Annotated in this window: 19 protein-coding genes; 18 read left to right on the top strand and 1 reads right to left on the bottom strand. The window is 38.7% G+C overall.

Annotated features, from left to right (window positions below; all coding sequences use genetic code 11):
- The first annotated feature begins 262 nt into the window (after positions 1 to 262).
- The 3 genes from CZ490_RS13510 to araA are packed head-to-tail and all read left to right on the top strand — an operon-like array spanning position 263 to position 4056.
- Positions 263 to 1873, top strand: a complete 1611-nt coding sequence (locus CZ490_RS13510) for a xylulokinase (RefSeq protein WP_077619377.1) — start codon at positions 263 to 265, stop codon at positions 1871 to 1873.
- Between the two features lie 22 nt (positions 1874 to 1895).
- Complete coding sequence (locus tag CZ490_RS13505) at positions 1896 to 2591, top strand: L-ribulose-5-phosphate 4-epimerase (protein ID WP_077619376.1); 696 nt, start codon at positions 1896 to 1898, stop codon at positions 2589 to 2591.
- 40 nt (positions 2592 to 2631) lie between these two features.
- Complete coding sequence (gene araA / locus CZ490_RS13500) at positions 2632 to 4056, top strand: L-arabinose isomerase (RefSeq protein ID WP_077619375.1); 1425 nt, start codon at positions 2632 to 2634, stop codon at positions 4054 to 4056.
- Positions 4057 to 4146: 90 nt separating this feature from the next.
- Here araA and CZ490_RS13495 read toward each other — a convergent pair whose 3' ends face one another.
- Positions 4147 to 5757 carry a glycoside hydrolase family 43 protein gene (locus CZ490_RS13495; protein ID WP_077619374.1) on the bottom strand — a complete coding sequence of 537 codons (1611 nt, stop codon included), beginning with the start codon at positions 5755 to 5757 and terminating at the stop codon, positions 4147 to 4149.
- A gap of 491 nt (positions 5758 to 6248) precedes the next feature.
- Here CZ490_RS13495 and CZ490_RS13490 point away from each other — a divergent pair, with 491 nt between their 5' ends.
- From CZ490_RS13490 to CZ490_RS13420, 15 genes are all read left to right on the top strand, one after another.
- Positions 6249 to 8306 carry a glycoside hydrolase family 65 gene (locus tag CZ490_RS13490; protein ID WP_077619373.1) on the top strand — a complete coding sequence of 686 codons (2058 nt, stop codon included), beginning with the start codon at positions 6249 to 6251 and terminating at the stop codon, positions 8304 to 8306.
- Between the two features lie 58 nt (positions 8307 to 8364).
- Positions 8365 to 9258 (top strand): glycoside hydrolase family 43 protein, encoded by an 894-nt coding sequence (locus CZ490_RS13485; RefSeq protein ID WP_077619372.1) that lies wholly within the window; start codon positions 8365 to 8367, stop codon positions 9256 to 9258.
- A gap of 135 nt (positions 9259 to 9393) precedes the next feature.
- Entirely contained in the window at positions 9394 to 10683 is a 1290-nt protein-coding gene (locus tag CZ490_RS13480; protein ID WP_077619371.1) for an ABC transporter substrate-binding protein, read from the top strand.
- A gap of 148 nt (positions 10684 to 10831) precedes the next feature.
- A complete protein-coding gene (locus CZ490_RS13475) occupies positions 10832 to 11713 on the top strand; it encodes a carbohydrate ABC transporter permease (RefSeq protein ID WP_077619370.1) in 882 nt (293 codons plus the stop codon).
- Positions 11714 to 11731: 18 nt separating this feature from the next.
- Positions 11732 to 12574, top strand: coding sequence for a carbohydrate ABC transporter permease (locus tag CZ490_RS13470; RefSeq protein ID WP_077619369.1), 843 nt, complete (start codon positions 11732 to 11734; stop codon positions 12572 to 12574).
- An 85-nt stretch (positions 12575 to 12659) separates the two neighbouring features.
- Positions 12660 to 13301 carry a YesL family protein gene (locus CZ490_RS13465; protein WP_159439952.1) on the top strand — a complete coding sequence of 214 codons (642 nt, stop codon included), beginning with the start codon at positions 12660 to 12662 and terminating at the stop codon, positions 13299 to 13301.
- 396 nt (positions 13302 to 13697) lie between these two features.
- Positions 13698 to 14987 (top strand): Gfo/Idh/MocA family protein, encoded by a 1290-nt coding sequence (locus CZ490_RS13460; RefSeq protein ID WP_077619367.1) that lies wholly within the window; start codon positions 13698 to 13700, stop codon positions 14985 to 14987.
- Between the two features lie 94 nt (positions 14988 to 15081).
- Entirely contained in the window at positions 15082 to 15621 is a 540-nt protein-coding gene (locus tag CZ490_RS13455; RefSeq protein WP_077621063.1) for a D-lyxose/D-mannose family sugar isomerase, read from the top strand.
- A gap of 64 nt (positions 15622 to 15685) precedes the next feature.
- Positions 15686 to 16408, top strand: a complete 723-nt coding sequence (locus CZ490_RS13450; RefSeq protein ID WP_077619366.1) for a FadR/GntR family transcriptional regulator — start codon at positions 15686 to 15688, stop codon at positions 16406 to 16408.
- A 93-nt stretch (positions 16409 to 16501) separates the two neighbouring features.
- Positions 16502 to 17221: a (Fe-S)-binding protein gene (locus tag CZ490_RS13445; RefSeq protein ID WP_077619365.1), complete on the top strand. Its 720-nt coding sequence runs from the start codon at positions 16502 to 16504 to the stop codon at positions 17219 to 17221.
- Between the two features lie 17 nt (positions 17222 to 17238).
- Positions 17239 to 18666 carry a LutB/LldF family L-lactate oxidation iron-sulfur protein gene (locus tag CZ490_RS13440; RefSeq protein ID WP_077619364.1) on the top strand — a complete coding sequence of 476 codons (1428 nt, stop codon included), beginning with the start codon at positions 17239 to 17241 and terminating at the stop codon, positions 18664 to 18666.
- On the top strand, positions 18666 to 19364 hold the full coding sequence (locus CZ490_RS13435; protein ID WP_077619363.1) for a LutC/YkgG family protein: 699 nt from the start codon (positions 18666 to 18668) through the stop codon (positions 19362 to 19364). The genes CZ490_RS13440 and CZ490_RS13435 overlap by 1 nt, the downstream gene beginning before the upstream one ends.
- A gap of 510 nt (positions 19365 to 19874) precedes the next feature.
- Positions 19875 to 22133 carry a PxKF domain-containing protein gene (locus CZ490_RS13430; RefSeq protein WP_077619362.1) on the top strand — a complete coding sequence of 753 codons (2259 nt, stop codon included), beginning with the start codon at positions 19875 to 19877 and terminating at the stop codon, positions 22131 to 22133.
- Positions 22134 to 22406: 273 nt separating this feature from the next.
- Complete coding sequence (rhaM, locus tag CZ490_RS13425; protein WP_077619361.1) at positions 22407 to 22721, top strand: L-rhamnose mutarotase; 315 nt, start codon at positions 22407 to 22409, stop codon at positions 22719 to 22721.
- Positions 22722 to 22758: 37 nt separating this feature from the next.
- Complete coding sequence (locus CZ490_RS13420; protein ID WP_077621062.1) at positions 22759 to 24069, top strand: MFS transporter; 1311 nt, start codon at positions 22759 to 22761, stop codon at positions 24067 to 24069.
- Positions 24070 to 24218 lie beyond the last annotated feature (149 nt).

The following is a 24218-nucleotide window of genomic DNA, read 5'->3' as shown; positions in this document are numbered from 1 at the left end:
ATAATTGTTCATGTTCAAATCTTTTTAATTAAATAAGTTGTACGTACATACTTTATCATAGCTTATTTTTAATTAAAAGCTATTAGTTACATCTTAAACTTAACTTTTAAGAAACATATACATCAAACTATGTCAGTACTAATTTTATTATACGTTGACAAATGTACGTACAAAAAATATACTTTTATTGTAAACGTTTATCATAATTAGAGAAATAGAATTTTACATATATTGTGAAACTGTGCTGGAGAGGGGATGTAACATGAAGGTGAAACATGAAGGCATGAAACAAGCTATTGCTATGGGAGAAACTTCGCTTGGAATTGAATTTGGGTCGACTCGAATTAAAGCGGTTTTGATTAATAAACAATTTGAAACAATCGCATCTGGTAGTTATGAATGGGAAAATAGGTTGGAAAATGGGTTTTGGACGTACAACTTAGAAAGCGTCATTATCGGTTTGCAAACAGCTTATCGTGAACTCAAAGATGAAGTTGAACAGAAATTTGGAATTACAATTCGTTCGATTGGTTCGATTGGAATTTCTGCAATGATGCACGGGTATATGGCTTTTGACGAAAAGGGTGAGTTGTTAGTACCATTTCGGACATGGCGAAATGCAACGACAGGTCAGGCAGCTAAGGAACTAACAGAGAGATTTCAATTCAATATCCCTGAACGTTGGAGTATCGCACACCTCTATCAAGCAATCTTAAATGATGAGGAACATGTCCCACGAATTGAATATCTGACTACGCTAGCTGGTTACATTCACTGGTTGCTAACAGGTAACAAAGCAATTGGAATTGGTGATGCTTCTGGTATGTTTCCAATCGATGAAAAAACAAAAGACTACAATCAAGCGATGCTCGACCAGTTTGATGATGAAATATTGATGGGAAATTTTCCTTGGAAACTAAAAAACATTCTTCCTAAAGTGTATACCTCAGGGGAACATGCTGGGAATCTAACCGAACGTGGAGTTAAAATACTTGATCCATCACAAGATTTACAGCCTGGTATACCATTCTGTCCACCAGAAGGTGATGCTGGAACAGGAATGGTTGCAACGAATAGTGTAAGGAAACGCACCGGCAATATCTCAGTAGGAACGTCTGTTTTTGCCATGATTGTTTTAGAAGAAGATCTATCAAACGTATATCCAGAAATCGATTTAGTAATGACGCCGAACGGTAGTCCAGTTGCGATGGTCCACGCCAATAACTGTTCAAGTGATCTCAATGCATGGCTCGGATTGTTCAGTGAATTCGCTGAGGCGATGGGATTCAAGGTAGAACCTTCACAACTATTTAGTGTCATGTTCAATAAAGCTTTGGAAGCAGACCCAGACGGTGGTGGACTACTAAGCTATGGATATTTTTCAGGTGAAAACATTACAGGATTAGAGAGTGGACGTCCATTGTTTGTTCGATCCCCAGAGAGTAAATTCAATCTAGCAAACTTTATGAGGACACATCTGTTTACCGCTTTTGGAGCCTTGAAAATTGGTATGGATATTCTAAAAAAGAATGAACATGTAGGGATAGATAGTATTTTAGCTCATGGTGGGTTATTTAAAACGCCTATTGTCGGACAAAAAATGGTGGCAGCTGCAATGGAGACTCCAGTTTCAGTAATGGAGACTGCCGGTGAAGGTGGGGCGTGGGGAATGGCCATCCTTGCATCTTATATGTTAGATGAAAACAAGAATGATAGATTAGAAGATTTTCTCGAACAGAAGGTGTTTAAAGGAATTGATGGGGTAGTAATCAATCCTGATTCTACCGACGTGAAAGGATTTGAGGTATTTATTGAACGTTACAAAAAAGGGCTAGAAATTGAGCGAGTTGCTGTAGATCATTTGCTTCAATGACAAGATAGAGGGAGAGGGTAGCATGTTAGAACAACTGAAGGAAGAAGTGTATCAGGCGAATCTGGAATTGCCTAAACACGGACTTGTTAAATTTACATGGGGAAACGCAAGTGCAATTGATCGTGAGAGTGGATTATTTGTTATCAAGCCAAGCGGTGTTCAATATGAAACATTGAAGCCAAGTGATTTGGTTGTTGTTGATTTGGAGGGCAATGTAGTTGAAGGAGAGATGAATCCTTCTTCAGATACAATGACTCACGCAGTACTCTATAACCACTATCCAGAAATTGGTGGTATCGTACACACGCATTCAACATGGGCAACTATCTGGGCTCAAGCGGGTCTTGATGTTCCTGCAATGGGGACGACTCATGCTGATACATTCTATGGTTCTATTCCGTGCGCTCGATTTTTAACACAAGAGGAAATTGACCAGGGCTACGAAGCGCAAACGGGTCATGTTATTATCGAAACATTTGAAGAACGTGGAATCGATGTATTGGCGGTGCCAGGGGTTTTGCTTAAGGGTCACGGTCCATTTACATGGGGTAGGGATGTTAAATCGGCCGTAATTAATAGTGTTGTATTAGATGAAGTGGCAAAAATGAACTTGTTCTCACGAGAACTAAATCATTTTGCAGAGACATTGCCACAACGCGTTTTAGATAAGCATTACTTACGTAAGCATGGGAAAAACGCATATTACGGACAAAAGTAATCGCCAAAAGAAACTATAAATCTAAGAAAAGAGGGTTATGATGTCAACTATCGGGAAAAAGGAATTTTGGTTCGTTGTAGGCTCACAACATCTATATGGAGAAGAAGCGCTAGCAGAAGTTAGAGCGCATGCGCAGGAAATGACGGATGTCTTAAATGAGAGTGGTGTACTGCCTTATCCGTTAGTATTACAGGATTTAGCTGTTAGCGCAGACAAAATCACAAGCCTCATGAAAGAGGTCAATTACCGTGATGAGGTTGCTGGTGTAATCACATGGATGCATACCTTTTCACCTGCGAAAATGTGGATTCGTGGAACGAAGTTATTGCAGAAACCATTACTCCATTTAGCGACTCAATACAATGAAAGTATACCTTGGGCGTCGATTGATATGGACTTCATGAATTTAAACCAGTCAGCCCATGGAGATCGCGAATATGGTTTTATAAATGCTCGATTAAAAAAGCAAAATAAAGTGGTCGTTGGATACTGGAAACGCCCAGAGGTGCAAACGCAAATTGCAGAATGGATGGATGTAGCGGTTGCATATAATGAGAGTTTTACTATTAAGGTAGCTCGCTTTGGTGACAATATGCGAAATGTAGCCGTAACGGATGGCGATAAAATTGAAGCACAAATTCAATTGGGATGGACAGTTGATTACTTTGGAATCGGGGACCTCGTTCAATATGTGAACGAAGTGACGGATGAAGAAGTAGATGCTTTATTTGCGGAATATGAATCTGCTTATGAATTTGATTACGGTTCTTATTCTAAAGAAGATTGGGAAGCTAGTGTAAAAGTTCAAGCAAGCTATGAAATTGCAATTAAGCGTTTCCTCGATGCTGGTGGTTACAGTGCCTTCACAACAAACTTTGAAGATTTATATGGGATGAAACAACTCCCGGGTCTAGCGGTTCAACGGTTGATGGCACAAGGCTATGGATTTGCGGGTGAAGGAGATTGGAAAACAGCAGCTCTCGATCGTTTACTCAAAGTCATGAGCCATAACCAATCGACGGGATTTATGGAGGATTATACATATGAGTTAGCGGCTGGTCAGGAATCCGTTCTTCAGTCACATATGCTCGAAGTAGACCCCACATTAGCAAGTAATAAACCTAAAATTATAGTCTCGCCTTTAGGTATTGGTGACCGTGAAGATCCAGCACGTTTGGTATTTGACGGTAAAGCAGGAGAAGGTGTTGTTGTTTCGATGGCAGACTTTGGTAGCCATTTTAAACTTTTAATCAACGAAGTTTCTGCATTTGAACCAACTGTTCCAGCACCAAACTTACCAGTTGCACGTGTGCTTTGGGAGGTTAAGCCAAACTTCCAAGATGGCGTCAAAGCTTGGATTGAGAATGGTGGAGGGCATCATACGGTAGTTTCATTGAATGTAACGACTGATCAAATTGTTACGTATGCAAAACTCGTGGATTTGGATTATATAGTAATTAAGTAGGGATTTTTTTTAACTAACAGTCTATAAAAAGGTCGGCAGAAGCATAAACATGCTCCTGCCGACCTTTTTAGATTTCTAGAAATAAACAAATTAGCTTTCCTCGGGTTTATAAATAAAATAATCAAAATCAGCATGTAGCTTTTGGCCGGTAGAATCTTGGCATTGCATACCCACGAATGCTCCTGTAAAAGCACTACCCTTAATATACTCATCTGATAGTTTTTTTGAAGCAAAGGTAACAGGGATTGTTTCCCAATTCGTTCCATCGAATGAATAAGTATATTGATACGTATTCATCTTGACGATTGTACGAATATACACATATTCAACTTCATTCGGGATGACAATATCTTCTCCTTTAAGTGGTTGCTCAAGTGCATAGTTATCACAGGTTGTAAGGTCTAGTACCCGTCCCTTTTCCTCGTTCCATGTTATTTGAAGGGCTGTCCAATTATTAGTATTGTAATAATTGACCATACCTGCAGCCTGCTGGAACGACTCTGGATTGAACGAAACCTTTGTTTCTGCCGTGAAATTAAAGTGCTGCCAGCGTCGTGCAACATGTGCTTGTGTGAACTGGGAAGTAAGCGACTCTTTACCGTATAGACGTAAATGTCCTGGTCTGTCTTTGAGTGAGAGGATGTTTTCTTCTAAAGGTATGCGTAATGTTTGGAAGTCCAACCCTAACACTTCACCATCAAAATCATCTTTTCCTTCAACCTCTGTTTCCCACTTAACCTCTGGAATTGCAGGTCCTTCAATCTCAAGTGAAGGTTGATTTCCCCCAACAACTTGTGGCCAGTCATTTTTCCATTCTATTCGTTGAATAGCTGTTTCACGACCTAGTGGACAAAATCCGCGAGGTGCTAAGAAAGGTTCATTCTCTTCTTTGAGAAGAGGGCGCCCCGTTAAGTGGACTAAAAACCACTCGTCAGTATGTGTGTGAACCATGGAGGCATGACCAGCCTTTTGGAGTGGATTTCTAATATCTCCCCTGGATGTTATCAACGGTTCCGGATATATCTCATAAGGTCCCCATAGGTTTTCTGAACGTGCAATTGTAGCTTGATGGTCATACTCTGTACCGCCCTCTGCAGTTAACAGATAGTAATAGTTGTCCACCTTATAGATATGAGGCGCCTCAGTTAATTTAATATCTGTGCCATGGAAAATGATTTCCTTTTTCCCGATTAGTTTTTTCTCTTCGTGACTGTATTGTTGAAGGATAATTCCATAAAAATTATGGTTGCCAACGCGATGGTCCCAAACCATATTTGCTAAATACTTTCTACCATCATCATCGTGAAACAAGGAAGGATCAAAGCCCGAGCTATTTAAATGAACAGGCTCTGACCATTCTCCATCGATAGTGTCACAAGTAACTAAGTAGTTATAACAATCTTTCCAACGTCCACGAATCCCTTTTACATCGGTATAAATGAGCCAGAATTGTCCATCGCTATACGATAATTGAGGTGCCCAAATACCACCAGAATCAGGACTGCCGAACATATTCAACTGGCTCAAACGATTAAGAGGCCTTGATACTAGTTTCCAATTTTTTAAGTCCTTTGAATGATAGATTCCTACTCCCGGAAACCATTCGAAAGTGGAAACAGCGATGTAATAATCTTCTCCAGCCCGACAAATACTCGGATCTGGATTGAAGCCGGTTAGAATAGGGTTTTGTATTTTCGTCATTATTGTTCCTCCCCAAATAAAAAATGTTTCTAAAATTAACCGCTCACAAAAAAGGAGTTACTTTCTACTACCATTATAAATATAAAAATAGTTTGTGCAACGAGTAAACTATGCAAATCTAACATAAAAACAGTAAATTCAACATAAAACAACTAAAAAAAGGTTCTTCAACCCAAGGTATCGTGCATAAACAAAAACAAAAAAAACAAAAAATATACTTTATCCACTGGACAAACAAAGTGAGCGGTGGTAGATTTAACTTGTAAGTGTTTACATACTAAATTATCACAATTTTATAGTATGTGTTCATTCTTTTTATAAAAGGCTACATAAAAAGTATAGTATTTGCCCTTTTTTATATAGTTTTTCTAGTAAATATGACAAAATTTTAGTGCTAGTAAACATTCGTAATTGATATATCTTTATTGATTGAAACAACAAATAACTATTAAATCCTATCCAATTAATGGGTAATTAGTAAGGTGGTTAGTATGATTAATAGAAAAAAACTGGTAGAAAGGCATTTTCCTAGATTGTCGGCAGTTGATTCTCTATCTCCACTTTCGGTTGGGAATAGAAATTTTGCCTTTACTGCTGATATCACAGGATTGCAAACGTTTCCTAGTAGTTATGAGGTTCCGCTTGGTACACAAGCCCAGTGGGGATGGCATTCAACTGATAAGCATAATAAATATGATCTAAATGATATTACGTTTCAATCGCTTGAAACATATGGTCGTTCCGTAGACTATCCATTATATCCAAATGATGCTGAAAAAGAAGCTTATCATTGGTTAAGGCAAAATCCACACCGCTTGCATTTAGGGCAGCTATCGTTCAAATTCATCAAAGAAAATCAAGAAGAGGCTGCGATTACAGATATAAATAGCATTAATCAGGTATTAAATTTATGGGAAGGAACACTTTATAGTGACTTTCGTATCGAGGACCATTTAGTGTCAGTCACGACTGTATGTGATCCCACTACCGATCAAATTGGAGTAAGGGTTCAATCTACATTGTTAAACGAAGGTCGATTACAAGTGTCACTACGTTTTCCAGCACCTGATATGTATTCGAATACATGGGAAGAAACGATTTTTCCGGACTGGCGTAATGAAGAAAGACATCATTCATTACTAGCTTTGGAGTCAAATCAATCTGCAATTATCGAACGAAAAATGGATGAGGACGAATACCAAGTTAAGTGGAGATGGACTTCTGGAAAAATTGTGCAAGAAAAAACACATGAATTTGTACTATATCCACAAGTAAACTCAGGAGAATTAGAGTTTACGATTGGCTTTGCAGAAACCAATTTTACTAGTAAAGAATTCTTAACTATCCATGAGAGTAGTAAACAATACTGGCAAGATTTTTGGAATCAAGGTGGTGCTATTGATTTATCAGAAAGTACAGATGAACGCGCAAACGAATTAGAGCGAAGAATTGTCTTGTCTCAATTTCTAACTGCTCTTCATAGTAGCAGTTATGCACCTCCTCAGGAAACCGGTTATATGTATAATAGCTGGTTTGGTAAGTTTCATTTAGAAATGCATTGGTGGCATGCAGCTCATTTTCCACTTTGGGGACGAGGCGAGTTATTGGAGCAGAGCCTAGATTGGTACAAGTCCATTTTACCACTTGCGCAAAAACTAGCAGAAAACCAGGGATATCGTGGTGCACGCTGGCCAAAACAAGTAGGACCTGATGGGAAGCAAAGTCCTTCACCGATTGCGCCGGCATTAATCTGGCAACAGCCACATTGTATTTATCTCGCAGAATTATTTTATCGGGAAAATCCATCGCATGAAACATTAGAACGATGGAGCGAGATTATTAAAGAAACGGCAGAGTTTATGGTTTCGTTTGCGGTTTGGGACGAGGAGAAGGGTGCATTTGTACTTGGACCCCCGTTAATTCCAGCACAGGAAAATCATAAACCTGAAGATAGCCTCAATCCACCATTTGAACTAGAGTATTGGAAATTTGGTCTCGAACTTGCTAGTGAGTGGATGAAGAGATTGGAAAAAAAGAGTAACCCGAAATGGTTAGAAGTTGCAGATGCGTTAGCAAAACCAACACATTCTGATGGCGTATATCTGGCACATGAAAATTGTCCAGATACATTTGAAAACTACAATCACGATCATCCATCAATGGTTGCGGCACTTGGAATCTTACCAGGAAAACTTATTGATGAAGAAGCTATGCGAAATACAATAAAGAAAGTCAATGAAGTATGGGATTGGCAATCTGCATGGGGATGGGATTTTCCGATGTGTGCTATGACTGCTGCTCGATTAGGTGAACCAGAGATGGCTGTTGATTTCCTGTTAATGGAAGTGACGAAGAATACCTATCTAGCAAATGGTCATAATTATCAGGGGCCAAGCTTGACGGCATATTTACCTGGTAACGGTGGTCTACTTACAGCGGTTGCGATGATGGCTAGTGGATGGCATGGTCATTCAGAAGAACATGCACCAGGATTCCCGAAAGACGGTACGTGGTCAGTCAAGTGGGAAGGTCTTCATCCGATTCTTTAAAGTAGTAGATTACTAAAAGAATAGTTTTCTGAAGAGTCTGCAAAACAAAAGAGGAGTGATGTTAGTGCTAAAAAATAAAGACATACAGATTAGAGATCCTTTTATTTACGTAAATGAAAACGACAGAAAGTATTACATGTTTGGTAGCACCGACAAAAATATTTGGGGTGAAGGAACAGGATTTGATGCTTACGTAAGTGAGGACCTAGAGAATTGGGAAGGCCCTTATCCCGTATTCCGCCCGGCTGAAGACTTTTATTCGGATCGAAACTTTTGGGCACCGGAAGTTCATGAATATAAAGGCAAATATTATATGTTTGCAACATTTTTTAGGAAAGACAATGAGAAGCGTGGAACCGCTATCTTAATCTCTGACAATCTATTAGGCCCATACCGTCCTCATAGCGATGGAACAGTAACACCGAAAGAGTGGTTTTCGCTTGATGGTACTTTACACGTGGATGACCAAGGTACACCATGGCTTATCTTCTGTCATGAATGGGTACAAGTACAAGATGGGGAAATATGCTTACTCAAGTTAAAAGATGATTTATCCGGTCCAGCTGAAGAGCCTAAAACTTTATTTAAAGCGTCAGAAGCACCATGGCCAACTGCGTTCCAAGATAAGAAGCGACCATATGAAAATAACTATGTAACAGATGGACCTTTTATCTATAAGACGACATCTGGTGAGCTTTATATGCTATGGGCGAGCTTTATCGATAATGTGTATGCACAAGGACTTTCTAAATCTGTTTCAGGTGCAATCAACGGCCCTTGGGTTCATGAGGAGCAGCCGTTATATAGGGAAGATGGAGGACATGGGATGATTTTTAAAACGTTTGATCAAAAACCAGTATTGACCCTCCATGCTCCAAATAAAACACCACTAGAAAGACCAATTTTTATCGAACTTGAAGAAAAGAACGGTAAATTAACAGTACAAAAGTAGGTGGATTTTACTTTGAAAGGTGGTGGTTTATGGAAGGTTGGAAAGAGACCATATTAAATAATTAAATTGATACATTAAACCGGGGGTTACTATTGTTATTAGCAATGGTTGAACACATTAGAGGAGGACTAAACGATGAAAAAACTTTTATTATTAACGCTAACTTTGCTTTTAGTGTTAAGTGCATGTAGTAGTTCGGATGATAAAGAAAAAGCAAGCTCTAATGATAAAGGATCAGATAAAGATAAAATTGAACTCCGTTTTGCTTGGTGGGGTGGACAAGAAAGACATGACAAAACGTTAGAGGTTATAGAACTTTATGAAGAGAAGAACCCACATATTGACATTATCCCTGAATACTCAGGCATGGATGGGTATTTCGATAAGTTAACAACTCAGTTCGCATCAGGTAATGCACCAGATATTATCCAGTATGGTGGTAACTTAAATGACTTTGTTGGTAAGGGTGTTGTTTTACCTTTAGATGAGTATGTTGGAGATATTATTGACATTAGTTTACACGATGAAAACATGATTACTGCAGCAACTTTTGATGACAAGTTTTACGGTGTTACTTTAGGAACCAACGCATGGGGACTACTATTAAATAAAACATTGTTCGAAGAAGCTGGAGTACCGATGCCAGAAAAAGAATGGACATGGGATGACTTTAAAGAAACAACTGTACAGCTTTCTGAGAAGCTAGATGGTACGTACGGTACAGGTTACTTTGATCAAGATGGTTTTGGCCTTTTCACAGACCAAAACGGAAAAATCTTGCATGAAGATGGCGTATTAAAAATTGAAAAACAAGATGTTATTGACTGGTTCGAATTATGGCAGGATCTTAGAGAAGCAGGTGCTGTTGCCCCACCAGAAGTACAAGCTGAATCATCTACAACTCCTGAACAATCAATGCTTGTAAAACGTGATGCTGCAATCCAAATCGTTGCTAGTAACCAATTAAGTGCATATAAAAATGCAACAACAGATGAATTAGTATTACATCCACATCCATATAATGAACGTGGAAGCCACGGAGCATCTTTACGTGTAAGCCAATTCTTGGCTGGATATTCAGAAACAAAGCATCCAGAAGAGGTAGCTAAATTCTTAAACTTCTTTGTAAATGATTTAGAAGCTACAGCAATTTTAGGAAATGACCGTGGTGCACCAGTTAACTCTGAAGTTAGACAAGCAATCATGGATAGTGCAGATGAGACTGATGCTGCTATTTTCGAATACATCGACTATGTAAGTAGCACAACTGATACTCCATTTGTACCGAATTTACCTGGATACAGTGAAACGAAAAATCTATTCACACAAGTAAGTGATGAGATTGCATTCGGCCAGGTAACAATTGAAGAAGGCGCCGACTATTATTGGGACGAGCTTAACAAGATTCTAGAAAAACATAGATAAATCTACTAAGAGGGGCCGATTCTAGTAATCGGCTCCCCCTATCATTCATTTATTTATTTCTAGGTAGTTCATTTAACATGTCACTAGATGAATAGACTATAAAATTTTTGTTGTATTACTATGATAGGGAGTAAGGGAGTGTGTAAGAATGATTCATCAAAGGAAAAACAATATAATTGCGTATGGGTTTTTAACCCCATTTATCATTGGCCTTTTGGTGTTAGTATTGGGCCCGATTGTTAGTTCACTCTATTTGTCCTTCACTGAGTATAATTTATTGACCCCTGCTGAATGGGTAGGTTTCCAGAATTATGTAGACCTTGTAAACGATCGTACATTTAAGCAATCAGTGGGCGTAACCACCACATATGTCATTATTGGTGTACCACTTCAAATAATATCTGCATTATTAATAGCCGTGTTGCTAAATAAGAAAATGAGTGGAATAGGCTTTTACCGCACCGTTTATTATATTCCATCCTTACTAGGTGGAAGTGTTGCAATCGCTATCCTTTGGAAAAATATCTTTGGTGTGAACGGCCTGATTAATGAATTCCTTGGAGTAATTGGAATTGAAGGTAAGGGTTGGGTTTCACATCCAGATTATGCTATATATACGCTTATTGCGCTTGCAGTTTGGCAATTCGGATCTTCAATGGTTATTTTCCTAGCTGGACTAAAACAGATTCCAAGAGAACTATATGAATCTGCTTCTGTTGATGGAGCTACAAAGCTGCATCAGTTTAAATCGATTACTCTTCCGTTATTAACTCCAGTTATCTTATTTAACTTAGTAATGGTAGTTATCAGTTCAGTACAGGCATTTACTTCTGCTTATATTGTAAGTGGAGGTACAGGTGGACCTTCAAACTCTACTATGTTCTATACTTTATTGCTTTATCTAAAAGGTTTTTCATATTTTGAAATGGGAACTGCTGCTGCGATGGCCTGGATGCTACTTATTGTTTTAAGTATCCTTACTGGTATCATTTTCTTCAGTTCAAAATACTGGGTGCATTATGACAACTAATAAGGGAAGGAGATTATCATGACCAAATCGAATCGATTAAGCAATGTCATAACACATATTTTAGTTTTCTCAGCAGGATTAATCATGCTATATCCCGTGATATGGATGATATCAAGTTCCTTTAAGCCGGAAGAATTAATCTTCTCCCAACCTGGATTAATCCCAACTGAATTTACCTTTGATAACTACATTAAAGGTTGGGCTGCAACCGGGGATATAAGTTTTGGTACTTTTTTTAAGAACTCATTTGTGATCAGTACGATTGCGGTAATTGGAAATTTAATTTCTTGTTCGATGGCTGCCTATGCATTTGCGAGAATGAGATTTCGCTTTAAAGGAATCCTGTTTGCTTTAATGATTTTCACTATCATGTTACCAACGCACGTTGTGTTAATCCCTCAATATATTATTTTTAATAATCTAGGCTGGATTGATACTATTTTCCCACTTACCGTACCTAAATTATTGGCTACAGATGGGTTCTTCATTTTCTTAATGGTTCAATTTTTTAGAGGGATTCCAAGAGAGTTGGATGAAAGTGCGACAATGGATGGTTGTGGACCAATCGGAATCTATTTCCGAATCATTCTTCCACTTGCTTTACCAGCGTTACTAACAACTGGTATCTTCACATTTATGTGGACATGGGATGACTTCTTTAGTCAAATGCTTTACCTGAACTCAGTGGATAACTTTACGGTTCCATTAGGATTACGTTTATTCTTGGATGCTGAAGGTTCTTCTTCTTGGGGAGCATTGTTTGCAATGTCTGTATTATCATTGGCACCAATTATGACAATATTCTTCTTCTTCCAAAGACAAATTGTTGAAGGTATTGCAACGACTGGTCTTAAGGGTTAATCCAATAATGGATATCGTAGGTTGTTAATAGATATCGGCTATATGAACTAGAATCGAAAACAAGATTGAAAGGATGCTAATGATGATGGAATTAAGTGGACTAACAAGTCGGATCCTAACTATATGTAATGTAATCGTAAAGTTAGTGTATCTCAATATATTGTGGTTGGTATTTACTGTTCTAGGATTAGGGATATTTGGGGTTATGCCTGCAACTATATCCCTCTATACAGTAACTAGAAAATGGGCAAGGGATGAATGGGATGTGCCTGTTTTCCCACTATTTTGGAGAACATATCGTAAGGAGTTCTTCAGGTCGTTGCCATTAGCTGGGGTCTTGTTTTTAATCGGTGCATTCATATTTATCGATCTCGTTATTTTGCCAGCTGAAGGTGTTCTAAACATCTTTCGTGTGGTGCTATTTGTATTAGGTTTTCTATACCTACTTATTTTGTTTTATATTTTTCCGATTTACGTTCATTATCAAATGAAAACAATGCAATATATCAAATATGCCTTTTCACTGGGAATATCATACCCTCAGTACACATTACTAATGATAGTAAGTGCAGCTATTCTCTTTATTGGGCTAATTACATTTCCAAGCTCCATCCCATTATTTGCAATTAGTGGACCTGGATATATCTTCATGTGGATTGCTTCAAGATTATTTAAACGAATAGACGAAAAAAGGCTGCAACTGAACGAAAGCACATCTTTAAGTTAATAGGTTAACTGCTTTTTATTAAAGTGGAAATCCTTGTTGATTGAATGGAAGGGTGCGACTCCTTGAAAATGCAAGCATTTTCTGCGTGCGTGGGATTACTCAAGGAAGCTTCTCAGGGTCCAGCGGGAAAAGCGTGAGACTTGAGACCCCGCAGGAGCAATAGCGACCTGTCCAGTTGCAGCGGCTAGAAACTCGAGAAATTTCAACTCCTCCTTCAGAGGCAAAATACGCCTCTTTTGTCGGAGTCTGTAATTTTCTCGTTTCTGTGCAAGCCGCTTCCACATTTCGTAGAGGAGGCTCAAGCCAAGCCCGCGGAAAGCGTCCACCTGCAGTGAAATCAACAATTTTGTAGAGACAACCTGGAATAAAACATAGTATATAAGGAGTTGTAGATTAATGAAAAAGTATGTATTAGTAGGTGCTGGTGGAAGAGCTGAGTTCTTCTATGGCGCAATGGCAAAAGACTATAGAGAAACATGTCAACTAGTGGCATTTTGCGATGTTAACCAAACACGTATGAATTATGCGAATCAACTTTTAGAAGAAAAGTATAATCATCCACAAATTTCTACTTATCTAGCAAGTGATTTTGATAGAATGATTGAAACTGAAAAGCCGGATGTAGTGATTGTAACAACAATTGACCGTACACATCACACATATATAGTCCGTGCAATGGAACTAGGCTGCGATGTTATCACAGAAAAACCAATGACGATGGACATTGAAAAGTCCCAAGAAATTCTTGATGGAATTGAACGTACAGGCAGAGAAGTTCGCGTTACGTTTAACTACCGTTACGCACCACATAACACAAAAATCCGTGAGTTAATCCGTGATGGAGTAATTGGTGAAGTAAAATCTGTTCATTTTGAATGGGCATTAGATACTCAACATGGCGCAGATTATTTCCGACGTTGGCACCGCAACAAAGCTAACAGTGGCGGACTACTTGTCCATAAATCAACTCACCATTTTGATTTAATGAACTTCTGGTTAGACACAACTCCAGAAACAGTCTATGCAACCGGTGGATTGCATTTTTACGGAAAAGAAAATGCTGAAAAACGAGGCGAAACTCGTTTCTATCAACGCGCACATGGTAGTGAAGTGGCAAAGGATGATCCTTTCGCATTACATTTAGAAGAGAACCCGCATCTAAAAGCCATGTATCTAGATGCAGAAAAAGAAGATGGCTATCAACGTGACCAAAGTGTCTTTGGTGATGGAATTGATATAGAAGACACATTAGGTGTGAACGTAACATATAAAAACAAAGCAATCTTAACATATTCTCTAAATGCGTATCAGCCATGGGAAGGATTCCGTGTCCACTTTAATGGTACAAAAGGACGAATCGAAGCAGTCGTTGTCGAGCGTTCTTACATTAACTCAGGTGGAGAAAAAGCGGACGAAGGAAGTCTAGAAGCACGTTCTATTCGTGTACTACCAATGTTCGATGCACCATATGAAGTAGAAATTGAAGATGGTGAAGGCGGACATGGTGGTGGAGACCCAGTTCTCCTACAAGACCTATTTGGAGTACCTGTAGAAGATGAATTCAACCGTGCGGCTTCACATATTGATGGAATCAAATCAATTCTAACTGGAATTGCAGGTAATATTTCATTAAAGACTGGTCAAGCAGTGAAAGTGTCAGATTTACTAGATATAAAATTAGACTAAAGAATTGATTGAACAAATAGATTGAAAGAAAGGACTATCTCATCCCAAAAAGTTGAGGTAGTCCTTTGAAAATTGTGGAGGAATGCTAGATATGATGAAACGAGAAGAATATATTCGAATCAAAGATAAGGCAATTGAGTTATTTAATCAGGCAAATATTATCCTAACCTCGGATGAGAAAGAGCGTATTGAAGTCGCTGACTTTGGTCTAAATAAAGTCGAAAATACAGGCCTGCAGCTTATCGAATATGTAAATACAAGTAAGGTGTGTGCAAAGGAATTGGCCTTATTACCACATCAGACCTGTCCTGAACATAAGCATCCTAAACGAACATTTGATGACGGAAAAGAAGAAACATTTCGTTGTCGATACGGCAAAGTTTATCTCTATGTAGAAGGAGAGGAAACTCAAAATAGAGCAGTACATCCACCGTTAGAAGATACAGAGTATTATACTGCTTTTAAGGAGATTATTTTATTACCGGGTGAGCAATATACGATTTACCCAAACACTTTGCATTGGTTTAAGGCAGGGGAAGATGGAGCTGTAGTGTCTGAGTTTTCAACAACAAGTACAGACGAGAGCGATATTTTCACAGACCCGAGGATTGCCAGAATTCCAGAGATTGATTGAAAGTAAGATAAAATCGATATATGATGAATAAAGAACTTTCAATCATCTTTACGGAGGACCATCCATGGAATACAAGAAAATCAAACCAAAAAAAATCTATGAGGAAGTTGCTGATGCACTTCAAGAGGCAATTCGCTCTGGAGAATTAAAGCCCGGAACAAAGCTTGAATCCGTTCAACAACTAGCAGAAAGCTTTCAGGTTGGACGCTCTGCTATACGTGAAGCATTAACGGCACTTAAGGCAATGGGCTTAATTGAAATGCGTCAAGGAGAAGGGACATATGTGAAGGAATTTCAAGCAGACGCTTTTTCATTTTCATTAGCCACAGCAATGTTAATGAATCAGCAGGATGTCATGCACCTTCTTGAAGTACGGAAAATTATCGAAACAGGGGCAGCGGCAACGGCAGCGAAAAAACATACCACTGAAAATCTAAAAAAGATGGATCTCGCATTGGGTGGTATGAAGGCAGCATTAGGAAATGAAGAACTAGGTGAAACATCAGACCTTCAATTCCATCTTGCCATCTCTGAAGCTACACAAAACCCGATGTTAACGAACTTGCTATTGCAGGTTTCCGATCTCATGCAAGAAACAATGAAGGAAACAAGAAGAATTACGTTGTTTTCTTTAGAAAAAACAACCGACAAGTTATACGATGAGCATCTTGTTATTTACGAAGCAATTGCAGCCGGTAATGAAGAGGCAGCGCGAAGTGCCATGCTTACACATCTAAACAATGTCGAAGAAATATTAGAGGAATTTTTTAAACAATCTCAAATTTAACCTTTTACAATATGTAAAAAAGTAGTAACATTGTTTTTAATAATATGGTCATCTGATGACCTGTTCATATGTTTTGTTGGGGGGAAAACGGATATGAAAGTCACTTTATTTGCCACCTGTCTTGTTGACATGTTTCAAACAAATGTGGGAAAAGCGACGGTTGAGCTACTTGAGCACCTCGGATGTGAAGTGGAGTTTCCACTGAATCAGGTATGCTGCGGTCAACCAGCTTATAATAGCGGATATGTAGAAGAAACGAAAAAAGCGATGAAAAAGATGATCGATACCTTTAGTAGTGCGGAATACATTGTATGTCCATCAGGTTCATGTGCAAATATGTTCCACGAATACAAAGATATTTTTAAGGGAGATCCAGTGTGGGAACCAAAGGCAATTGAACTAGCAAAGAAAACCTATGAATTAACTGAATTTATAGTTGAGGTACTGGGTGTCACTGATGTCGGTTCAACCTTCAAAGGAAAAGTTACCTATCATACATCCTGTCATATGACGCGCTTACTAGGCGTGAAGGAACCACCTATTAAATTATTGAAAAATATTGATGGTGTTGAATATGTCGAGCTTCCAGGTAAAGAAAATTGCTGCGGTTTCGGAGGAACGTTTTCTGTAAAAATGGGGCAAATCTCTGAGAAAATGGTAGATGAAAAAGTACAATGTGTTGAAATAACTGAAGCAGAATACCTCATCGGAGCGGACGGAGGGTGCTTGATGAATATTGGTGGAAGAATCAATAAACAAGGGAAACCAATTAAAGTCTTGCATATCGCAGAAGTGCTTAACCAACGAAACTAAAGGAGGGATGAAACAATATGGCATTAAAAACAAGTGATGAAAAATTCAAGTCTCGTGTAGGCAAAGAAGTACAAAATAATTTTATGAGAGGTGCCGTTTCAAAAGCCCAGGAAACCATTCAAGGTAGAAAGCAAACGGTTACAGATGAGCTTGGAAACTGGGAGGAATGGCGTAACCATGGGGAGGAAATTCGTCAGCACGTCCTCGAAAACCTTGATTACTATCTCTATCAATTAAGCGAGCAGGTCGCAAACAGAGGCGGACACGTATACTTTGCGCAAACGGCTGAAGAAGCTAGCACATACATTAGTAATCTAGCAAAAGAGAAAGACGCTAAAAAGATTGTCAAAGCAAAATCAATGGTAACAGAGGAAATAAGCTTAAACGATAAACTTGAGGAAGTGGGCTGTCGAGTTATTGAAACAGACCTAGGAGAATACATCCTACAAATGGATGATCATGATCCACCATCCCACATTGTTGTACCAGCTCTGCATAAAAACAAAGAACAAATTCGTGATGTATTCGCAAATAAAATGGACTACAAGAACTCAGAAAAGCCAGAAGAACTCGCATTGTTTGCTAGGGAGTCGTTACGACAAGAGTTTTTAGAAGCGGATATGGGGATTACAGGATGTAACTTCGCTGTTGCTGAAACTGGCTCTATAACGCTTGTAACAAATGAAGGAAATGCTGACTTGGTTGCTGCCCTTCCAAAAACACAGGTTGTCGTAATGGGAATGGAGCGTCTTGTTCCAACATTTGAAGAAATGGAAGTACTCGTTGGGATGCTGACAAGAAGTGCGGTAGGTCAAAAGTTAACGAGCTATATCACGACCTTAACAGGACCGCGTGATGAAGGCGATGTCGACGGACCTGAAGATTTTCATTTAGTTATTGTAGATAATGGTAGATCAGATATACTCGGTACAGAATTCCAATCTGTTCTACAATGTATTCGTTGTGCAGCATGTATTAATGTATGTCCGGTATATCGTCACGTCGGTGGTCATTCTTATGGTTCTATTTATCCAGGGCCAATCGGTGTAGTATTAACACCATTGCTTGGTGGATATGATGATCATAAAGAATTGCCATATGCATCCACCCTTTGTGGGGCTTGTACAGATGTATGTCCGGTAAAAATCCCTCTTCATCAGTTGATTCATAAGCACCGTGAAGTCATCGTAGAGCGTGAAGGTCGAGCACCGGTATCTGAAAAAATATTAATGAAAGCATTTGGTTTAGGAGCGGCGTCACCATCACTGTATCAAATGGGCTCAAAACTCGCACCAACCCTAACAAAACCTATATCTGACGGTGATAAAATTACCAAAGGAGTCGGCCTGCTTAAGGAATGGACGAATGTACGCGAGTTCCCTGCACCAAATAGTGAGAGATTTAGAGACTGGTTTAAAAATCGAGAAAAAGGAGGCAATCAGTAATGAAAGGAACCATTCAAAATCGCGATGCCTTCCTTGACCAAATTGCTAAGCAATTAGGTAGAGAACGAAAAACAACGTTAGCTGCACCTGTTTGGAAACATAACCCACAGGAAGAAGTGCTAAAGGATGCAACCGTCGATGAGTTAGTAGAGGTATTAAAGCTACAATGTACCAAAATCCATACAGAGCTCATAATGACGACAAAAGCATCACTATCAGAAGAACTTGAAAAGAAAATGAATGAATTCGGAAAGGGTCCTATCATTACTTGGAAAGATGAGCGTTTTGAAGAATTTGGACTGAACCCCTTATTGAAAGAAGAACAAGCCTTTGAATGGAATCCTGACTTAGGCAAAGAAAACATTACAAAGGCAGAGCAAGCAAACATTGGGATTACGATCAGTGAAATTACATTAGCTGAATCAGGTACAGTTGTGTTATACAGCGGTCCAACTCGAGGCAGATCGATCAGCTTCCTCCCTACCCATTCGATTGTTATTGTTCCCAAAAGCACAATCGTCCCTCGGATGACACAAGCAGCAAAGCTCATCCGTGAAAAGGTGAAGAATGGAGAACAGGTTCCATCTGCAATCAATTTCATTACAGGACCAAGTAACTCTGCTGACATCGAATTGAATCTAGTTGTCGGGGTACATGGCCCAGTTAAGGCGGTTTATGTGTTGGTGGAGGATTTGTAAAAATATGTATCAATTGAAAAGGCGGTTCTCTTGAAAAAGAGAGCTGCTTTTTTATTTTTGGATTAGTAAAGGGTGAGATTTTGAATGCTTTTGAATTATTGTATTTATTTTGAAAATTAGGAAGAAGGCACCTTTCATTCAAAAGGATATATGGGTATGATGGTGGAAACAACTAAAGGAAGTGTGGTGGAGCGATGAACAAACTCTGAATATACGATTACTTTATTAAGCTTTTTGTGTGTTTTTGTTTGCAGTGGATTCAGTAATGAACATAGCAGCTGCAGTACCTCAGGAGAAAGATACCTCTTAAATGAAACCCTATCATCACTGCCATTCTCAACTTGAATATACCCCAGTTCTGCTAATTGTTCAGGTACGAACTCTCATCATCAGGTCCCACAATATAGGTTGGGGATGACTTTCGAATTAGGAAAAACATCCTGAGTATTCAAAGTTACATTAAGAATTTAAGTCTACTAACTACCATTTAGTTTGTTAAGGAGGTATTTCATGTTTAAAAAATCTAAAATCTTATTATCTACTATGCTAGCACTATCTATTGCACCAACTGTTTCGTTCAATGAACCGGTTAATGTATATGCTGATACAAAGGTGCATACGGTTTTATCTGCTCCAAGCGGGATTGAAATTCCAGCGGTAACTCAAACATCTATCTCATTGAAATGGAATGAAGTAGAGGGTGCTGAACGTTATAATATTTATCGAGCAAAATTGGGATATAAGGAATTCAAGCTCGTCGGTAACTCTGAAGCTACAGAGTTTGTTGACGACTCTATTGAAAGCGATTCCACATATTTGTATAAGGTCTCTGCAGTAACTTCCTCTGGTGAAGGCGATTTATCTAATGAGGTCTTAGGTATGACAGAATGGTCATTTCCTAACCTAGTTAGTAAGATTGATATTAGTGCAGCAGGGACAGGAAATAGAATGCGAATCGGTGATATGAGCGGAGATGGACGCCATGATATCTTAATGGTACAGCCAGCCTACGAAAGCCGCGATGCGTATAACCCTCGTTTTGTAGGACATTTAGCTGCGTACGATGTTGAAGGAAACTTACTATGGTCACAAGGAACAGTTGATTCGAGAGTGACAACTAGCGGAGCAGATGAGCCTGTGCAAATTTACGATATTGATGCAGATGGTGAAAATGAAGTATTAGCTGTTATGAAGCTAGGAGAAGATACAGAAAAGTATTTTTACATTTTTGATGGAAAAACAGGTGAGATTGAGAAAAAGCATACACTTCCAGATCAAAGAGCACATGATGCTATTTTTATCGCGAATTTCTCAGGTAATGAGACGCCACAAGACATCGTATTAAAGGATAGATATGAGAAGATTTGGGCCATGGACAAGAACTTTAACCAATTATGGTATTATCCAGGTAATACAGGCCACAGTCTACTGCCTTTTGATTTTGACGGAGATGGAAAAGATGAACTAGTGAATAACTATTCCTTACTATCTCATGATGGCAAGGAGATATGGAGAAAAGATTTACCGGATCATGTTGACACTCACTGGGTTGCCGATTTAAATGGGGATGGGGAGTATGAAATTATCCTTGGTGGTTCTGATACTTATGCATTCGATGTGAATGGCAATCAACTATTTAGAAATGGAGATACGACAGAACCACAACAGATCCTAGTGGGGGAATATCGTATAGACTCTCCGGGTTTAGAGCTTGCAGGACTTGACAGGGTTAACAGAGGAAACCCAGGTCAAGATGGAATGTTCCTTTTTACTTCTGACGGACAAACTTTATACCATGAACAACGTGCTATGGGGGATTGGGGTAGTATCGTGCGCCCTCTTGATAATTGGACGGGAAGCTATACACCGCTGATTACTGCTTACCGAAGAGGCGTAGATGCAGAAAATCCAAATGGAGTGGTTCCAAAACTCTATGATGGATACTTTAATCCAATCGTTACTTTTAATGAACATACGGATTCTAAAGAACAAGTAATGGTAGCTGATCTGGTTGGAGATTCTAGAGATGAGCTGATCGTTTATAATCTAACTGGGGAACTCGCCGTATATATATACTCAAATGGTACAAGTGATTTAAAGGAACATATTACAGGGGAAACCCGTATGTCAGATTTCAGAAACTACAACTTTAGTAGATATGATTCTCGTAGATATGATTTAACAATTAAAAACCTTATTCCTGCAGGAATTAAGGCTGATGTAAACGATAGTGCAGAAATGAATGTAAGTTGGATACCTATTTTAGGAGTAGAGGAATACAATGTGTACCGCTCAACAACTCCAAATGGCGATTATACAAAAATCGGTACTTCTGCAATACCAGAGTTCACAGATCGTACAGCACCTATTGGTACTTCGTATTATAAAGTAACCGCTGTAAACAGTGAAGGCGAATCTAACCTTCCTATAGTAGCAGCTAGCGCAACGATTCTTTCCAGTGGAATTCTTCCACCTGTAAAGACTGATGAATCTAAATCCTATAAAGCGGGAAGCACTATTCCTGTTAAATTCAAGTTAACGGATGAGGCTGGTAACTACCTTCCTGAGGCAACTGCAAAGATTTATGTAAGGGATTCAAACGGTGTTTCCACAAGCTCAGTAGTATCGGATGATCAGTTCCGCTATGATGCTAGTGAAAATCAGTATATTTATAATCTAAGTACAAAGTCAATGTCTGTAGGTAAGTATGAAATACAAATTGATGTAGGTGAACGTACATTCTACTCTTTTAATATTATATTAAAGTAAAATCGCGATAGTAATATATGGGGATCCAATAAGCCTAGCTTATGGGTCCCTTTTTATGAGTGAAACATCCATCTACCTAATTTCAATAAATTAGATGGAAGATAGACTAGGAGGCAAATAAGGATAATAAAAAATACAAATGACGTTATATCTATATTTTTTAATTATAGTAAAATATTTTTATAGAAAGCGTTATCAAACAAAACACTTCTATTTTTTATCATAGTAAAGTAAGCGATTACTAACAGCGCTTTCAGATGAAGGAGGAACAAAATGATTAGAAAAGCATTTGTCATGACTGTTTATCCTGATATGCATGAGGAATATGAGAAACGTCATAACGAAATATGGCCAGAGATGGTAGAAGAGCTAAGAAGGCATGGAGGAAAGAACTATTCCATCTTCCTTGATAAAGATACCAATCGTTTATTTGGCTATGTAGAAATCGAAGATGAAGAAAAGTGGAGTCAGATGGCTTCAACAGAAATAAACCAAAAGTGGTGGAAGTTTATGGAGCCAGTCATGGAAACAAATCCAGATTCAAGCCCAGTTTCCAAAAATCTTAAAGAAGTATTCCATATGGATTAAATAAACAACAGGAGGTAGACAAATGGCAACTAAAAAAATGGGTGCTAAGAAAACGACTGGTTGGAAAGCTACAATATCAGTTGCAATGGCAAACTATATTGAAGCCGGTTCCATCATTGCAGCTGCAAGTAGTTTAACTCTTTGGCAAGCATACCTGAATATTGACAATATGGGTGTTGGGCTCTTGAGTGCGTTAAGTGCAAATGCATTTGGTGCAGCAATAGGGGCATTAATCGGTGGCCCTTTAACAGATAAGTTTGGAAGGAAATTCATATTTACTTACGACCTATTATTGTATATGGTCGGTGTTCTCTTAATTGCCGTTTCATTTAATTTCCCAATGCTATTAATTGGTACGATTGTTACAGGGATAGCCGTTGGTGCTGGGGTACCGGTTTCTTGGACTTATATCGCAGAAGAATCACCGAAAGAAAAACGGGCAGCCCATGTTGGTACCGCACAGCTAGCTTGGTCAATCGGTCCGATGGTTACCTTCTTCCTTGCTGTCGTATTAGCGCCGCTTGGATTATTAGGATCAAGACTAATATTTATTCACTTACTAATTGTCGCTGGGGTAACTTGGTATTTAAGACAAGGATTAGATGAATCGAAGATGTGGGAGGAACAACAGGCCCAAGACAAAAAAGACCTTGCTCTTGGAAAAGAAAAGGGTAATACATTTAAAGAACTTTTCACATTGAAGGTAAATCGCCAGGCATTATTATTACTAATAGGTATCTACCTGTTCTGGAATTTAACAGCAGGCGCGATGGGATATTTTATGCCATATATCTATGAAAATGTTGGTGGATTAAGTACTGGTCAAGCTAACTTGCTTCAAGCATTCTTATGGATGTTTACAGTAATTGTTACTTATTTTGGGTTTATGAAGTTAGCAGACAAGATTAGTCGTCGCTTGCTATTCGGTATTGGAGCAGGAATGGGACTTGTAGCATGGATACTTCTAACTTTCATGCCTATGACATGGCCAACGCTAATTGCATTCGTCATCCTTTGGGGGTCTTCTGCTGGTATCGGTGCTCAAGCGTTCTATGCATTGTGGACCAGTGAACTTTTCCCGACTCGCTACCGTGCAAGTGCACAAGGAACAATGTATTTTATCGTACGCACTGGTATTGCCATTTATTCATTCATACTACCAACCTTAATGATGACACTAGGATTCAAGGTTGCAGGGATTGTTATGATAACGTTCTTGGCTATTCACTTGGTAATTGGGGTTGTTTTAGCACCAAATACTCAAGGGAAGACCCTAAAACAAATTGAAGATGAGCGTTACGGAGATTTGAATGGAAATGGAAACAAGAAGGTTAGTAACTTTAACTAGGTTGAACATGGCAGTGGAAACTCCGAATTGTACTCGGAGTTTTCCTTTTTACTAGTAGACTATTTTTTATAAAAACAAATATAAACAAACATTAAAAGTTTTTATTCAAAAATAAACAAATATGTATTATAATAAAACACAAGGTTATA

The sequence above is a fragment of the Litchfieldia sinesaloumensis genome, assembly GCF_900156865.1.
Taxonomy (GTDB): Bacteria; Bacillota; Bacilli; order Bacillales; family Bacillaceae_L; genus Ferdinandcohnia; species Ferdinandcohnia sinesaloumensis.
Note: the sequence above shows the minus strand (reverse complement) of the source record. Positions and strands in the feature narration are given on the sequence as shown.

Bases quoted from the DNA above. Each gene is read 5' to 3' on its own strand.
- CZ490_RS13480 (WP_077619371.1), top strand. From the start codon at position 9,394: ATGAAAAAACTTTTATTATTAACGCTAACTTTGCTTTTAGTGTTAAGT.
- CZ490_RS13510 (WP_077619377.1), top strand. From the start codon at position 263: ATGAAGGTGAAACATGAAGGCATGAAACAAGCTATTGCTATGGGAGAA.
- CZ490_RS13455 (WP_077621063.1), top strand. From the start codon at position 15,082: ATGAAACGAGAAGAATATATTCGAATCAAAGATAAGGCAATTGAGTTA.
- CZ490_RS13505 (WP_077619376.1), top strand. From the start codon at position 1,896: ATGTTAGAACAACTGAAGGAAGAAGTGTATCAGGCGAATCTGGAATTG.
- CZ490_RS13450 (WP_077619366.1), top strand. From the start codon at position 15,686: ATGGAATACAAGAAAATCAAACCAAAAAAAATCTATGAGGAAGTTGCT.
- CZ490_RS13460 (WP_077619367.1), top strand. From the start codon at position 13,698: ATGAAAAAGTATGTATTAGTAGGTGCTGGTGGAAGAGCTGAGTTCTTC.
- araA (WP_077619375.1), top strand. From the start codon at position 2,632: ATGTCAACTATCGGGAAAAAGGAATTTTGGTTCGTTGTAGGCTCACAA.
- CZ490_RS13445 (WP_077619365.1), top strand. From the start codon at position 16,502: ATGAAAGTCACTTTATTTGCCACCTGTCTTGTTGACATGTTTCAAACA.
- CZ490_RS13475 (WP_077619370.1), top strand. From the start codon at position 10,832: ATGATTCATCAAAGGAAAAACAATATAATTGCGTATGGGTTTTTAACC.
- rhaM (WP_077619361.1), top strand. From the start codon at position 22,407: ATGATTAGAAAAGCATTTGTCATGACTGTTTATCCTGATATGCATGAG.
- CZ490_RS13485 (WP_077619372.1), top strand. From the start codon at position 8,365: ATGTTAGTGCTAAAAAATAAAGACATACAGATTAGAGATCCTTTTATT.
- CZ490_RS13430 (WP_077619362.1), top strand. From the start codon at position 19,875: ATGTTTAAAAAATCTAAAATCTTATTATCTACTATGCTAGCACTATCT.
- CZ490_RS13465 (WP_159439952.1), top strand. From the start codon at position 12,660: ATGGAATTAAGTGGACTAACAAGTCGGATCCTAACTATATGTAATGTA.
- CZ490_RS13435 (WP_077619363.1), top strand. From the start codon at position 18,666: ATGAAAGGAACCATTCAAAATCGCGATGCCTTCCTTGACCAAATTGCT.
- CZ490_RS13440 (WP_077619364.1), top strand. From the start codon at position 17,239: ATGGCATTAAAAACAAGTGATGAAAAATTCAAGTCTCGTGTAGGCAAA.
- CZ490_RS13495 (WP_077619374.1), bottom strand. From the start codon at position 5,757: ATGACGAAAATACAAAACCCTATTCTAACCGGCTTCAATCCAGATCCG.
- CZ490_RS13420 (WP_077621062.1), top strand. From the start codon at position 22,759: ATGGGTGCTAAGAAAACGACTGGTTGGAAAGCTACAATATCAGTTGCA.
- CZ490_RS13470 (WP_077619369.1), top strand. From the start codon at position 11,732: ATGACCAAATCGAATCGATTAAGCAATGTCATAACACATATTTTAGTT.
- CZ490_RS13490 (WP_077619373.1), top strand. From the start codon at position 6,249: ATGATTAATAGAAAAAAACTGGTAGAAAGGCATTTTCCTAGATTGTCG.